General features: G+C 73.8%; 14 protein-coding genes. 7 read left to right on the top strand and 7 right to left on the bottom strand.

What is annotated here, in order from left to right; all coding sequences use genetic code 11:
* Positions 1-6: 6 nt before the first annotated feature.
* The 3 genes from ACZK5D_RS01715 to ACZK5D_RS01705 are packed head-to-tail and all read right to left on the bottom strand — an operon-like array spanning position 7 to position 3041.
* Positions 7-1632, bottom strand: coding sequence for a DUF6297 family protein (locus ACZK5D_RS01715; RefSeq protein WP_463664033.1), 1626 nt, complete (start codon positions 1630-1632; stop codon positions 7-9).
* Complete coding sequence (locus ACZK5D_RS01710; RefSeq protein WP_463664032.1) at positions 1632-2282, bottom strand: ABC transporter ATP-binding protein; 651 nt, start codon at positions 2280-2282, stop codon at positions 1632-1634. The genes ACZK5D_RS01715 and ACZK5D_RS01710 overlap by 1 nt, the downstream gene beginning before the upstream one ends.
* A gap of 39 nt (positions 2283-2321) precedes the next feature.
* Positions 2322-3041, bottom strand: coding sequence for an alpha/beta fold hydrolase (locus tag ACZK5D_RS01705; RefSeq protein WP_463664031.1), 720 nt, complete (start codon positions 3039-3041; stop codon positions 2322-2324).
* A gap of 59 nt (positions 3042-3100) precedes the next feature.
* Here ACZK5D_RS01705 and ACZK5D_RS01700 point away from each other — a divergent pair, with 59 nt between their 5' ends.
* Together ACZK5D_RS01700 and ACZK5D_RS01695 are read left to right on the top strand one after the other, a co-directional pair.
* The gene (locus tag ACZK5D_RS01700) at positions 3101-3796 is read left to right on the top strand and encodes a demethylmenaquinone methyltransferase (protein ID WP_463664030.1); all 696 of its coding nucleotides are present in this window, start codon (positions 3101-3103) and stop codon (positions 3794-3796) included.
* A gap of 1 nt (position 3797) precedes the next feature.
* A complete protein-coding gene (locus tag ACZK5D_RS01695; RefSeq protein ID WP_463664029.1) occupies positions 3798-5534 on the top strand; it encodes a TM0106 family RecB-like putative nuclease in 1737 nt (578 codons plus the stop codon).
* Between the two features lie 13 nt (positions 5535-5547).
* Here ACZK5D_RS01695 and menD read toward each other — a convergent pair whose 3' ends face one another.
* Genes menD through ACZK5D_RS01675 form a run of 4 tightly spaced genes read right to left on the bottom strand, consistent with a single transcriptional unit; the run spans position 5548 to position 9903 of the window.
* Entirely contained in the window at positions 5548-7080 is a 1533-nt protein-coding gene (gene menD, locus ACZK5D_RS01690) for a 2-succinyl-5-enolpyruvyl-6-hydroxy-3-cyclohexene-1-carboxylic-acid synthase (protein WP_463664028.1), read from the bottom strand.
* Complete coding sequence (locus ACZK5D_RS01685) at positions 7077-8024, bottom strand: o-succinylbenzoate synthase (protein WP_463664027.1); 948 nt, start codon at positions 8022-8024, stop codon at positions 7077-7079. Before ACZK5D_RS01685 ends, menD begins: the two co-directional genes overlap by 4 nt.
* Positions 8021-8899 (bottom strand): 1,4-dihydroxy-2-naphthoate polyprenyltransferase, encoded by an 879-nt coding sequence (locus ACZK5D_RS01680; protein ID WP_463664026.1) that lies wholly within the window; start codon positions 8897-8899, stop codon positions 8021-8023. Before ACZK5D_RS01680 ends, ACZK5D_RS01685 begins: the two co-directional genes overlap by 4 nt.
* Positions 8896-9903 carry an AMP-binding protein gene (locus tag ACZK5D_RS01675; protein WP_463664025.1) on the bottom strand — a complete coding sequence of 336 codons (1008 nt, stop codon included), beginning with the start codon at positions 9901-9903 and terminating at the stop codon, positions 8896-8898. The genes ACZK5D_RS01680 and ACZK5D_RS01675 overlap by 4 nt, the downstream gene beginning before the upstream one ends.
* 44 nt (positions 9904-9947) lie before the next feature.
* Here ACZK5D_RS01675 and ACZK5D_RS01670 point away from each other — a divergent pair, with 44 nt between their 5' ends.
* The 5 genes from ACZK5D_RS01670 (at position 9948) to ACZK5D_RS01650 (ending at position 13685) form a co-directional block, all read left to right on the top strand.
* A complete protein-coding gene (locus ACZK5D_RS01670; protein ID WP_458994590.1) occupies positions 9948-10199 on the top strand; it encodes a PLD nuclease N-terminal domain-containing protein in 252 nt (83 codons plus the stop codon).
* An 80-nt stretch (positions 10200-10279) separates the two neighbouring features.
* On the top strand, positions 10280-10900 hold the full coding sequence (gene dhaL, locus ACZK5D_RS01665) for a dihydroxyacetone kinase subunit DhaL (RefSeq protein ID WP_463664024.1): 621 nt from the start codon (positions 10280-10282) through the stop codon (positions 10898-10900).
* A 63-nt stretch (positions 10901-10963) separates the two neighbouring features.
* Positions 10964-11782 (top strand): nucleotidyltransferase family protein, encoded by an 819-nt coding sequence (locus ACZK5D_RS01660; RefSeq protein WP_463664023.1) that lies wholly within the window; start codon positions 10964-10966, stop codon positions 11780-11782.
* A complete protein-coding gene (locus ACZK5D_RS01655) occupies positions 11779-12963 on the top strand; it encodes a GHMP family kinase ATP-binding protein (protein WP_463664022.1) in 1185 nt (394 codons plus the stop codon). The genes ACZK5D_RS01660 and ACZK5D_RS01655 overlap by 4 nt, the downstream gene beginning before the upstream one ends.
* Positions 12960-13685 (top strand): esterase/lipase family protein, encoded by a 726-nt coding sequence (locus tag ACZK5D_RS01650; protein WP_463664021.1) that lies wholly within the window; start codon positions 12960-12962, stop codon positions 13683-13685. Before ACZK5D_RS01655 ends, ACZK5D_RS01650 begins: the two co-directional genes overlap by 4 nt.
* Positions 13686-13687 lie beyond the last annotated feature (2 nt).

Below are 13687 nucleotides of genomic sequence, written 5' to 3'. Positions count from 1 at the left end.
GGCCGATCAGCGCTTCCGCTGCACCTGGATCTTCTTCGCGGGCGCGGCGGCCCCTCCGCTTCGGCGGGCCTTCTCGGCCTCCAGCTGCTTCTTCTGCTCGGCCTGCTGCTCCAGCATCGAGTCCCTGTCGAGCCCTGAGCGCAGGATCGTGAAGGCGATCACGGCGATGATCAGCGAGATCCACGCAGGCCAGTTGAACACGATGGGCAGGGTGACCAGCGCAACGATGTCCACCCCGCGCAGCAGCGAGAACATGAGGCCGGGCGGCATGGCGCCGATGCCCGTGGCCACGATCGGGCCCGAGTAGTCGGCGGGCTTCGCCGAGACCCACCGGACGGCGGCGAGCAGCCCCGCGATGCCGGTGACCAGGGCCGACGACGCCGCCGTCACCGGGTCCGAGGCCACTCCCCCGGCCACGCCGAGGAACGCCGGGAAGGCGCCGATGGTCCAGAGCAGCGCGAGGACCGCCGGAACGATCATGGCGGCCTGCTTGATCTGGCCCGGGTCGAACGGCAGGCACCGCTGCAGACCCTTGGTGCGGGTCAGCACGCGCAGCGAGTTCATGAACGGCACCAGCGCGGCCAGGAGCACCAGCGCCGAGATGGGCGGGTTGAGCATGGCCAGGCCCAACGCCTGGACGGCGTAGGGGACGATGATGGTGGCCACCAGTGTGATCAGCGGCATCGGCTGCCGCCACAGGCGCTGCACGTCGCGCATCACGAGCGCGCCCAGGCCGGAGCCCGTGCCGCGGGTGGGGCGCACGTGCCCGCGCTTCTTGGCCTTCGCCTCGACCAGGATGTCGCGGATCAGGGCGAACTCCAGCGCGAACGCCGCGCCCTGCAGCCCGCTGAGGAGCGACCCCCCCGAGGTGAGGCGTTGGCGCCTGATGTTGCGCAGGCGGTGGAAGGCGAGCATGCCCGCCACCACGATCAGCAGCAGGCCGACGCCCGCGATGATGTAGGCCAGCTCGACGGCAAGCACGGTGAGCCCGCCCAGGTCCATCCACCCTGCGGCGCCGCTGACGAGCAGCACCATGGTGGCGATGGCCGCGGCGCCGATGATCCACTGGACGCCGGTGACGATCCAGTGGCGGTCCACGCCCTGTTCCGCCGCCGCGAAGGCGATGAGCCCTGCGGCACCGAGGCCGCCGGCGAGGGCCCAGATCCCGATCTCGGCCCCCCCCGACCCGGTGAGCGACGCGATCAGCGCGCCGGCCGCGGCGCCCAGGACGGCGGCGGCCGCGATAGCGCCCACGAGCCGCCCCGCAAGGATCCTGCGACGGTCGGTGGGGCCGTCCATGAGCCAGAACCCCTCCGCCGAGGAGGCGACGACAGGACCGAACAGCCTGGCCACGACGAGGGTGAACGCGAGGATGCCGGCCACCGACGCCCACGGGAGGAGCCCTCGCGCGGCCACGCAGCCGGCCGTCTCGCAGATGGAGGCCGTCTGCTGCGCCTGGAGGATGGAGGACACCATCATGGCGCCGATGACCACGATGGAGAAGACCATCACGTAGCCGTCGGACAGCGCCTGCCAGAGACTGCGGTCCGCGCGGCCGCGGCGCCAGTCGCGCATGAGCAGCTTGAGCTGCTTCTCGTCGACGACGCCCACCTCGGTGAGCCGCGGGTCCATCACCGGGCTCCTGAGAGTCGGAGCTCGCGGGCCCCGATCGCCTGTAGCAGCGACGGCTCGTGGCTGGCCAGCACGATCGCGAGCCCCCCGGCGAGCTCGGCCTTCAGCCGCTCCCCCAGCCAGGCGACGCCCTCGACATCGAGCCGCTGCTCGGGCTCGTCGAGGACCAGGAGCTGGCGCGGGCGGACGAACGCCGTGGCCAGGGCCAGGCGCCGGCGCTGGCCCGAGGACAGCGTGCTGGGCAGCTGTCCGGCCTGCGGCACGAGCTGGACCTCCTCGAGCACCTCGTCGACGAGGTCGTCCGGGTTGTGCAGTCCGTGGGCGCGGGCCAACAGGTCCAGGTGCTCGACCACGCTGAGGTCCGGGAAGAAGTCGAGGTCGTCGATGACGGTGGCGACGGTGCGGCGGATCACGGGGTTGGTCTCGGTCACCTTGGTGCCGTTGACCGTCACGGTGCCCTCGTCCGGCCGATCGGCGCCGACGAGGCAGCGCAGCACGGTCGACTTGCCGGCGCCGTTGCGCCCGGTCAGCGCGACGGCCTCCCCCGCGTGCACCTTCATGCTGAAGTTCTCGATGATGGTCACGGGCCCGTAGGCCTTCTTGAGGTTGTCGACCTGGAGCACGACGTCTTTCTTAGCCACGTCCGCCATTGTGACCCATCCGCGAAGCCCCGGCACATCGGCGCCCGGCTACCTGCCCGGGGCCACGTCGTCGACGAAACGCCTGATCCGCGCCGCGACCTCGGGCGCGTGCGTGAGAGGAGCGAAGTGCGTCGCACCGCGGACGGTCTCCAGCCTCGATACCGGGACGAGTCGCAGGTACCGGCGCTCGTCGATGCGCATCTGGTCGAACTGTCCGTTGACGAACAGCACCGGGCAGCGCACGTCGACCAGCACCCGTGGAGGGCAGTCCTCGGCGACGGCGCGCCACACGCCGGGCAGCGCGGTGTACAACGCCTCCCCGTCCAGGAGCCCGTCGCGCACGCCCAACCTCCGCGCCACGGCGCCGCGCAGGCGGGCGAGACGGCGGTGGCTCACCCGCCGGGTGAGCCAGGCGAACAGCCGATAGGGGGCGGCGAACCTCCCCCTCGGGTTGCCGGTTCCGCCCAGGATGACCAGGCCGGCGAGCCCCCGGTGCCGCGCCGCGTAGAGGCCGCACAGGTATCCCCCCAGGCTGTGGCCCACCAGCACGACGGTCGCGACGCCCGACGCGGCGGCGCCGATGGTCTCGAGGGCGCCGTCGGTGGTGAAGGGCTCCGCCCGTCGGGGCCCGTGCCCGGGGAGGTCGACGGCCACCACCTCGCAGTCCGGGAGCAGCCCCGGATAGTCGGCCCACTGTGCCGACGACGACATCGAGCCGTGCACCAGCACCACGCGGGTCCTTCCGCCGGAATCTGGACGCTGCGTCATGGCCCCAGCATGCCGCGAACCCGGACGAGGCTGTCAGGGATCACCACTAGGCTGCAGGAATGCAGAATCAGCGGGCGACGATGGACAAGCGACGCGGCGATGTGGCCGCCATGTTCGACGGCGTGGCCAAGCGGTACGACCTGTTCAACTCGGTGCTCAGCCTCGGGCAGGTGCACGCCTGGCGGCGGGCCACCGTCGCAGCCATCGCCCCGCGCCGCGGGCAGCGGATCCTCGACCTGGCCGCGGGCACGGGCACGTCGTCGGCCGTGCTCGCCGAGGCGGGCGCCTACGTCGTGCCCTCGGACATCTCGCTGGGGATGCTGCGCCAGGGCCGCCTGCAGCAGCCCCACCTGGACTTCGTGGCCGGGGACGCGCTGGCACTGCCCTTCGCCGACGACACGTTCGACGCGGTCACCATCTCCTACGGGCTGCGCAACGTGGAACGCACCCTGGACGCGTTGGTCGAGATGCGGCGCGTCACCAAGCCCGGCGGCCGCCTGGTCATCGCGGAGTTCTCCACCCCCACCAACGGCCTGTTCCGACACATCTACACCAACTACCTCGTAGCCGCGCTGCCCACCATCGCCAAGCTGTCGAGCAACCCTGTGGCCTACGGATACCTGGCCGAATCCATCCTCGCGTGGCCGGACCAGCGTGGGCTGGCGTCGTTGATGGCAGAGGCGGGCTGGACCGGGGTCGAGTGGCAGGACCACGCGGGAGGCATCGTCGCGCTCCATCGCGGCTGGAACGCCTGACGTGGGCGGGTTCGTGCTGGACGCCTACGCGGCGCGCAGCTGTCCGGTCAAGACCTTCCACACGTTCGACCCGACGGTGGTGCAGCCGGCCGCCCCGCCGGACGAGTCGCTGCGGGAGTCGTTCCAGGGCGGCTCGGACTTCCGCGACGAAGTGCTCGCCCGCCTGGTGGCGGAGAACGAGGGGGCGGTGGATCTGCGCCCGCTGCACCGCGACGGCGCCACGTGGGAGGAGCGGCAGGAGGCCTCCCTCCACGCCATGGGGGCGGGGGCGCCCGTGGTGGTCGGCGGCGTGCTGCCGCTCGACCTCGACGGGCACCGCAGCGGCCGGCCGGACGCGCTGATCCGCGGCGCGGACACGGCCTCGGGCGCGCCGGGCTACTGGCCCATGAAGGTCAAGCCGTACCGCGTGCGCGAGAAGCAGCTGGGCGCCACCACCCTCGCCTGGTCCCCGCTGGGTGCCGTCGGCCGCCGCGAACCCCTGCCTGACCAGCGCTACCGCGTGTACCGGGAGGGGGCGCTGCTGGAGCTGGCCCACCACTGGCGGCTGCTGGAGTCCTGCGGGTTCGCCTCCGCTGAGCCGCTGGCGGCCGTCGTGGGGGACGACCGGTCCCTGGGCGCCGAGCCCACCCTGACCTGGGTGGACCTCACCGCCCGGTTCATCCGCACCTACTCCCGCAGCGCCGGCCACAAGTTCCGCTCCGCCCTCGAGCGCTACGACCACGAGCACGGGTTCCGCGTGTACGTGGCGCAGCGCGCCGCGGAGCGCACGGGCGTCGACGATCCCCCGCCGGTGGTGAGACCCATCCGGGTGAAGGAGTGCGAGTGGTGCTCCTGGTGGACGGTGTGCCGCCCCCGGATCGACGACGACGACCTCTCGCTGCGCATCTCCAAGGCGCCGCTGGACGTCCGCGAGCTGCAGACGCTGATGAGCCTGGGCATCACCACGGTGGCACAACTGGCGGAGGCGGACGTCGACGAGCTCCTCCCCCGCTACCTTCCCCTCACCGGGCACCGCGACCGGCCCGAGCAGCGGCTGCGGCAGGCGGCCCTGCGCGCGCGGATGCTGGCCAAGGGGGTCGAGCTGGAGCGGGTGAGCGTGGACGCCATCGGGGTGCCGCGGGCCCCAGTCGAGGTGGACTTCGACATCGAGACGGCGGACGACGGCACCGTCTATCTCTGGGGTGCCCTGGTGGCCGGAGACGACCAGCCTGGCGCACCGCGGTACGTGCAGTTCTCACGCTTCGAGGCGCAGGCGGGGTCCAGGGAGTTCGAGCTGGCCGACGAGTTCGGCCGGTGGCTACTGGCGCTGGTGGAGCGCCACCCGGACCTGCGGGTCTACCACTACAGCGACTACGAGACCGTCCACCTGCGCCGGCTCGCCGAGCGGAGCGGCAGCGAGGTCCTGGCGCAGGTGTGCGGCCTCATCCGCACGCACTTCGTGGACCTGTTCAGCTACATCCGGGACAACTTCGTGGGCGTCGACGGGCTGGGCCTGAAGGTGGTCGCCTCGCGCGGCGCCGGCTTCTCCTGGCGCGACGAGGAACCGGGCGGCCTCGCGTCGCAGTCCTGGTTCAGCGAGGCGGTCGGCGGACCCACGCCCGAAGCGCGGGAGGCCGCGCGGACCCGGGTGCTGCAGTACAACGAGGACGACGTGCGCGCCACCCTGGCGGTGCGCCGCTGGCTCACCCGGCTCGACGAGAGCTCCGTCGTCGATACTGGGGACCCTCCCGCCCCGTGAGTGCGGCCCGGCCTCAGGGGCGAGGCACGCTGGCCACGATCAGCTCGGCGCCGCCCGACAGCGCAGCGGTGAGCTGCGGTGCGCTGCCCACCCCGACGGCGCGCCAGCCCAGCGCCTCCCCCACCGCCACCAGGTCCAGGCCCTGGGGGGTGCCGAAGACGCGCTCGAAGGCCTCCGCGTAGTCGGGCGCGCCCTGCTCGAGCCCGTGGAAGATGGAGCCGCCGCCGTCGTCGGCCACCACGATCCGCAGGCGTGCGCCGGGCTCCTGGGCCGGGCGGACCAGCGCCCCGAGGTCGTGCTGGAGGGTGAGGTCGCCCAACAGCACCGTGGTGCGGCGGCCGCCCGCCAGCGCGATGCCCGTGGCGGTGGCCACCGTGCCGTCGATCCCGGCCAGGCCGCGGTTGGCGAACACGCGAGGCGGCGCGGAGGAGATGGGAGAGAGGTCCGCGGCGCGGATGATCGAGCTGGAGCCGAGCACCAGGTCGTCGCCCGTGCCGAGCGCGGCCAGCACCGCGTCCGCCACATGCCGCTGCGTGAACCCCTCCCCGGGCTCACGCCCGGGGTCGGCAGCGTGCCAGCGGTCGAGCCAGGCGGGGTCCTGGTCCTCGAGCAGCACCCGGTCTGCCACAACGTCGGCCCGGTGGCCGGGGTCCACCCAGGCGGCCGTGAGCGTCACCACCACCACCTCCACGTCCCGCCGCGACAGCAGCGCGGTCACCGGCCGCGACAGCGTCGGGTGCCCGACCACCACCACGCGCTCGATGTCGGCGCCCACGCCGGACAGCAGGTGGCGGTAGCCGGCGATCGCGTTGGGGCCGCTACGGGCGTTCGACGACGGCTCGGCCAGCAGGGGCGCGCCGACCACCTCCGCCAGCGCCCGGGCTTCCAGGCCCACGGTGGGCGTCGCGTCGCCCACGAGCACCACCGTGCGGCGCCCGTCCAGCTCGACCGCGGTGTGGCCACCTGACCGCGACACCGTCAGTCCGCGGGGACGCATCGCCGGCAGCTCACCGACGAGGGGCGGGGCGAGCTCCACGTTCAGCTGGACCGGACCCGGCTGCCTGGTGCGCCGCCCCTCGGCCAGCACGACGGCGCGGTGCACGCCCGCGGCCCAGCCGTCGGCCCCGCCGGACTCCGACGACAGCCGCACGACGCCCAGCGCGGACGGCCCGAACGCCCCCACCTGGTCCGCGGTCTGGTTGGCGCCAGTGCCGACGAGGTGCGCGGGCCGGTCCGCGGTCACCAGCACCAGCGGCACTCCTGCGGCCCTGGCCTCCATGGCGGCGGGCGCGAGGTTGGCCACCGCGGTGCCGGACGTGGTGACGACGGCCACCGCCCGGCCGGACTCCTTCGCCAGGCCGAGCGCGGTGAACCCGGCCACCCGCTCGTCGACGCGCACGTGGAGCCGCAGGGCGCCATGCCGGTCCGCCCGGTGCGCGGCCAACGCCAGCGCGGCGCTGCGCGACCCGGGCGACAGCACGACGTCGGTGACGCCCATCCCGAGGAGGGCATCCACCACCACCGATGCCAGCTCGACGCTGCTCAACGCCCCTCCTCCACGATGCGGCGCACCCGCTCCCACCGATCCAACCAGAAGCGCGTCAGCTCGGGGCCGGCCGCGTGCCGCGACAGCAGCTCCGGCTCGGCGTCCACGTCGCGGACGGTGAGAAGCCCGGCCCGCGGCACCAGCGGCCGCGACACCAGATCGACCTCCAGCAGCCGCCCCGTCTCGAGCCCGCAGGCGTACGGCAGTTCCGGTAGCGCGGCCGCGAGCGCGAGCCCCGCCCGCAGCCCGATCGAGGTCTCCACCGCGCTGGAGACCACCACCGGCAGCCCCAGCCGTCCAGCCAGCTCCAGGCAGGCCCGGACTCCCCCCAACGGCTGGACCTTCAGCACCGCGATGTCCGCGGCCCCGGCGTCGCGCACCCTCAGCGGGTCGCTGGCACGCCGGATCGACTCGTCGGCGGCGATGGGCACGCCGAGGTCCATGGCGCGCAGGGCCGCCAGGTCCTCGACGGAGGCGCAGGGCTGCTCGGCGTACTCAAGCCCCAGCGGCGCCAGCTCGAGCAGGGCCGCCCTCGCCTCCGGCAGTGACCATCCGCCGTTGGCGTCCACCCGGATCCGGGCCTCCGGCAGTGCCGAGCGCACCGCCGCGACCCTCGCCACGTCGTCGGCCAGACCCTCGCCCTCGGCCGCGACCTTGATCTTGATCGTCCGGCACCGGGAGGCGACGGCGCGGGCCGCGGCCGCGGCGGGGCTGAGGGCGGGCACGATGCCGTTGACCTCGACGCGGCCCCGGACCGCCGTCGGATAGCCCTCCTCGGCGGCCTCGAGCGCGGCCAGCATCCAGGAGGCCGCCTCCCGGTCGTCGTACTCGGGAAACGGGCTCCACTCGGCCCATCCCGCGCGCCCCTCCATCACCACCCCGCTGCGCCGCGTCAGCCCGCGGAAGGGGACGCGCAGCGCGACGTCGAAGACGTGGAGCCTCATGCCAGCAGGGTCCCGGCGAGCAGCCCGGCCGCGATGCCGATCTCGGCCATGCCGGTGGCCTGGATGACGGGGATGAGCGCCCTCCCGGAGGCGCCGCCGAGCACGAGGCGCAGCGGCGTGACCAGCAGCGGGGCGCCCGCCAGGCCGAGGAGGGCCCACCAGGTGGTGAGCGCGGCGAACGCGAGTGTCGCGGCCACGGCCGCCACGGCCAGGGCCGCGAAGAAGACGCGGCTGCGCCGGTCACCCAGCCGGACCGGCAGCGTCAGCTTGCCCGAGGCCCGGTCGGTGGCGATGTCGCGCAGGTTGTTGGCCACCAGGATGGCGCTGGCCAGCGAGCCGACGGCGGTGGCCGCGAGCCACGCGTGCGGCGGGGCCGCGCCGGCGATGACGTAGCAGGTGCCGACCGTGGCCACCAGCCCGAAGAACACGAACACCATCACCTCGCCGAGGCCGAGGTAGCCGTAGGGCTTGGCGCCTCCGGTGTAGTACCAGGCGGCCAGGATGCTGAGCGCGCCCACGCCGATGAGCCACCACTGCCCGCTGAGCGCCACCACGACGAGCCCCACCCAGCCGGCGAAGGCGAAGGCGCCGAACGCCGCGGCCTTGACGGCGCGCGCCGGGGCGAGGCCGGAGGCCACCAGGCGCGTGGGGCCGACGCGGTCGTCGTCGGTGCCGCGCACGCCGTCGGAGTAGTCGTTGGCGTAGTTGACGCCCACCTGGAGGGCCAGCGCGACCACCAGGCAGAGAGCCGCCGCGAGCCAGTCGTAGCGCCCGAGGGCGGCGGCGCTGGCGGATCCGGCCAGGATGGGGGCGACGGCGGCGGGCAGCGTGCGCGGGCGGGCGCCGGCCACCCAGACGGAGAGCGTTTCGTTCATGACCGGAGCAACTCTAGGAGCTTTTCCCGATCGGGCTTGCCACCGGCGGTCCGCGGCACGGCCGCCAGGACCACGAGTTGCCGCGGCAGCGCCGCCGCCGCGAGCGTCGACCGGAGCCGCTCGCGCCATGCGCCGAGCTCGCCGGAGCGCGCGAAGAGCACCACCCGCGCCCCCCACTCGGCGTCCGGCACGGCCAGCACCTCCGCCTCCGGGTCGAGGGCCGCGACGGCGCGGCGCACTTCGTTCAGGTCCACGTTGACGCCGCCGCTGATCACCACGTCGTCGACGCGGCCGTCGATGACCAGCCTTCCGTCGACCCATCTCCCGCGGTCCCGGGTGAGGACCGCGCCGTTGACGAGTGTCGCGGTGGTGCCGGCCGCGTCGCCGAGATAGCCGGCGAAGGTGGTGGGGCCGGCGAGCTTCACCCGGCCGTCCGGGCCGAGGCGCACGGTCACGCCCGGCAGCGGCACCCCGTCCCAGACCACGCCGCCGCAGGTCTCGCTCATGCCGTAGGTCTCGATCACGGCGATCCCTGCTGCCTCGGCCCGCGCACGCAGCTCCGGACTGAGCGCCGAGCCGCCCACCAGCACCGCGTCGAACCGGGCCAGCGTCGCGGTGAGGGCGGGCGCCTGAAGGGCGCGGTAGAGCTGCGTGGCGACGATGGAGAGTGCGTTGCGGCCAGGCGCCGGCGCCAGGCCTGCCAGCGAGGCGTCCGAGGCTCGCACACCGCCGCCCCTGAGCCCGCGCACCAGCACCATCAGGCCAGCCACATAGCGCGGCGACAAGGCCAGATGCCAGGTGGCGGCGAACCCGAGCCGCTCGTGGGCCGCGTCGGCCGCCGCGGCCAGGGCCTCTCGGGGGAGGAGGACCCGCTTGGCGTCGCCGGTAGACCCGGAGGTGACCACGACGGCGTGTCCGGCCGGAGGGGTGCCAGGGCCGTCCGCGAGCCACAGGCCCTCGCCATCGTCGAGGAGGCGGCGCACGGCGTCGATCCACTGCTCCATTCCCGCACCCTATCGACCCTCGCGCGCCCGGGTAGGATGGCGGCGTGGCCCGGGTCCTGCTGATCATCGCGATCGTGATGCTGACCGTGTACTGCGTCGTCGAGGTGGCGCAGGCACGGGGCTACCGCGTGCGCGCCATGCCCCGCTGGCTGTGGGCGTTCACCGTCATCTGCCTCCCCGTCGTCGGCCCGGCGGCCTGGCTCCTGCTGGGGCGGCCCACGAAGGGGCCCAAGCCGCTCGGCCGCGGGCCGAGCGCCCCGGACGACGACGAGGACTTCCTCCGCGGCCTCCGCTGAGCCAGCTTCCTCGTTCCACGATGTACAGCCGGCAGGCCCTAGAATTGGCCGGCGTCAGAATCTGCACGGAGGAGAGAGTCATGCCAGGAGCAGTGGGCGCGGTGTCCGAGTGGCTCCGCGACTGTGCCCGCGAGTTCGCGTTGCGCGCGGACGAGCTCGACGAGCTGGACCGCATCCTCGGGGACGCGGACCACGGCACCAACATGCGCCGTGGCACCGAGACGGCGCTCACCCTTGACCTCACCGAGACCAGGACCGCCGCGGAGGCCCTCCGCCTCGTCGGGATGACCCTGGTCAGCACCGTGGGCGGCGCCTCCGGGCCCCTCTTCGGCACCTTCTTCCTGCGTGCGGGGGCGTCATGGCCGGAACAGGTCTCACCCGTGGGCGTGTCGCGCGCGCTGCGCGCCGGGCTCAACGGCGTGGTCACCCGCGGGCGCGCCCAGGTGGGCGACAAGACCATGGTGGATGCCCTGGCTCCGGCCGCGGACGCGTTCGACGACGTGGTGGCCGCAGGCGGGGACCTCGGCGAGGCGCTGCGTCGCGCCGCCGAGGCAGCCGAAGAGGGCCGCGACGCCACCGTCGCCATGGTGGCCAAGCGCGGCCGTGCCGCCCTCCTGGCCGAGCGCTCCGTCGGTGTGGTGGACCCGGGAGCGGTGTCCATGGCGCTCATCCTGGCCACGGCGGCCAAGCACGTCAGGTGAGCGGTTCCCCCACCTCAGCCAGCGGATTGGGGCCGCGCGGGACCGGCGCAATACGCTGACCCCATGAGCGTCGAGGCACCCCACAAGGCAGTCATCCTGGCCCGAGGGCTGGGCTCGCGGATGCGCAGGGACGCCGAGGGTGTCGCCCTCAACGAGGAGCAGACCGCCGCGGCGGCCGCGGGCGTCAAGGCCATGATCTCGGTGGGCCGGCCGTTCCTGGATCACGTGATCTCCGCGCTGGCCGACGCCGGGTTCACCGAGGTGTGCCTGGTGATCGGCCCCGAGCACCAGATGATCCGCGACTACTACGACGCGGTCGAGAAGCAGCGCGTCACAGTCACCTACGCAGTGCAGGAGGAGCCCCTCGGCACCGCCGACGCCGTGCTGGCCGCCGAGGCCTTCGCCGGGGAGGACCGGGTGCTGGTCATCAACTCGGACAACTACTACCCAGCCGAGGCGTTGCGGCTGCTCGCCGACGTCACCGGCTCGGCGCTGGTGGGCTTCGAGCGCGGCGGGCTGCTGTCGGAGTCGAACATCGCGCCCGAGCGGATCGCCGCATTCGCGCTGGCCACCGCGGACGCCGAGGGCAACCTGGCGGAGCTCGTCGAGAAGCCCGACGCGGCCACCGTCGAGCGGCTGGGCGACGGCGCCGTGGTCTCGATGAACTGCTGGCTGTGCTCGCCGGCCATCTTCGACGCCGCCCGCGCCATCGAGCCGTCCGCCCGCGGCGAGTACGAGATCACCGACGCGGTCCGCCGGGCCATCGCCGACGGCGATCCCTACCGGGTGGTGCGCGCCTCCGTCGGGGTGCTGGACATGTCCAACCGTGGCGACATCGCGTCGGTCGTGGCAGCGCTCGGTGGACGCGAGGCCGTCCTGTGAGGTGGTTCGTGCCCGGCCGCCTCGAGGTCCTGGGGAAGCACACGGACTACGCCGGCGGCCCCTCCCTGCTGGCCGCCGTGGACCGCGGCGTCGTCGTCGACCTCATGGATGGGGTGGACGCGATCGTCGTGGAGTCCGCGGCGCTGCCCGGCCGCCTGGAGCTGCGGCCCGGAGTCGACCCCGGCCTCCCCGTCGGGCATTGGGGCCACTACGTGCAGTCCGTGCTGGACCGGCTCCACCTCAACTTCGGGGAGCTGCGCCCGGCTCGGCTGACCGTGAAGTCGGACCTGCCGTTGGCCTCGGGCATGAGCTCGTCATCGGCGCTGGTCGTGGCGGTGGCGCTGGCCCTGATCGACCACAACGGGATGCGTGAGCGCGCCCAATGGCGGGCCAACATCGACGGCGACATCGACCTGGCGGGCTACCTCGCCACGATGGAGAACGGGCTGAGCTTCGGGTCGTTGGAGGGGCGGCGAGGGGTGGGCACCTTCGGCGGCTCGGAAGACCACACCGCCATGCTGTGCTGCCGTGAGGGGCAGCTGACCGAGTTCACGTTCTGCCCCATCGAGGAGCGGCGGACAGTCCCGATGCCCGCAGGCTGGTCGTTCGTGGTGGCGGTCTCGGGCGTGCTGGCCGAGAAGACCGGCGCCGCGCTGGCCTCCTACAACGAGGCCTCGCAGCTGGCGCGCGAGCTCGTCGAGGAGTGGAACTCGGCCACCGGCCGCTCCGACGCCACGCTGGCCGAGGCGCTGGACAGCAGCGAGGACGCCCTCCTGGGCCTGGAGGCCATCTCCGCGGACGACGACTGGCTGGCGGACCGGCTGACGGCGTTCGTCACCGAGCGCCGGGCGATCGCCGATGCCGTCATCGCGCTGGAGGACGGCGACGTCGCGGCCTTCGGGCGCGCCGCCGAGCTGTCGCACCGCACCGCGGATCAGTCGCTCGGCAACCAGATCCCCGAGACCAACCGGCTGCAGTCGCTGGCGCGCGAGCTCGGCGCGCCGGCCGCCTCGGGCTTCGGCGCGGGGTTCGGGGGATCGGTCTGGGCGCTGGTCCCCACCGTCGACGCCGACGCGTTCGCGGCCTCCTGGCTGGAGCGCTACCTGGCCGAGTACCCCGGACTCGCGGGAGGCGCGTCCACCCTCGTCACCCGCCCCGGCCGCCCCGCCCACCGCCGGTGAGCGCCCTCTCCCCGTCGGGCCACCTCTCCCGCGCCTGGCACGAGGTGGCCGACTGGGCCGTCGCCGGCCGCGACATGGCCGCCGCCCTGTGGCGCCGCTTCCGCTGGCGCATGCCCGAGGGCGACGGCGGGGACAAGGGGTGCGGTCAGGTCCCGGTGGTCCTGATCCCCGGGATCCTCGAACCGTGGAGCTACCTGGCCCCGCTCGCCCGCTGGCTGGGCCGCCGCGGACACAAGGTCGAGTTCGTCGAGGGGCTCGGCTGGAACCTCGGCGACCTCGACCACTCGGCAGATCACTGCCTGGAGATCCTGCGTGCCCGGGGCGTGACCGGCGCGGTCCTCGTGGCGCACTCCAAGGGCGGGCTGATCGGGAAGGCGGTGCTCAGCCGCCAGGGCGAGGACCCCGTGGCCCTCGGCCTCGTCGCGGTGGCTACCCCCTTCGGTGGCTCGTCGATGGGCAAGCCGCTGCACCGGCTGGTGGCGTGGTCCCCCCTGGGGCTCTTCTCGCCCGGCAACGCGGTGCTGCGCCAGCTGTCCGACGAGGTGGCCGTCAACGCCCACATCGTGTCGCTCTCGCCCGCCTGGGACCAGGTGATCCCGGACGGCTCGCACCTCGCGGGCGCCACCAACGTCGACCTCGACTCCCCCGGCCATTTCCGGCCCATGCGCGACGAGGCGGTCTGGGAGATCATCCACGAACACGTGCACCGGCTCGCGGGGTAGCC

Source organism: Tessaracoccus yangjingae (assembly GCF_055326235.1).
This window is presented reverse-complemented; position numbering and strand designations above follow the sequence as displayed.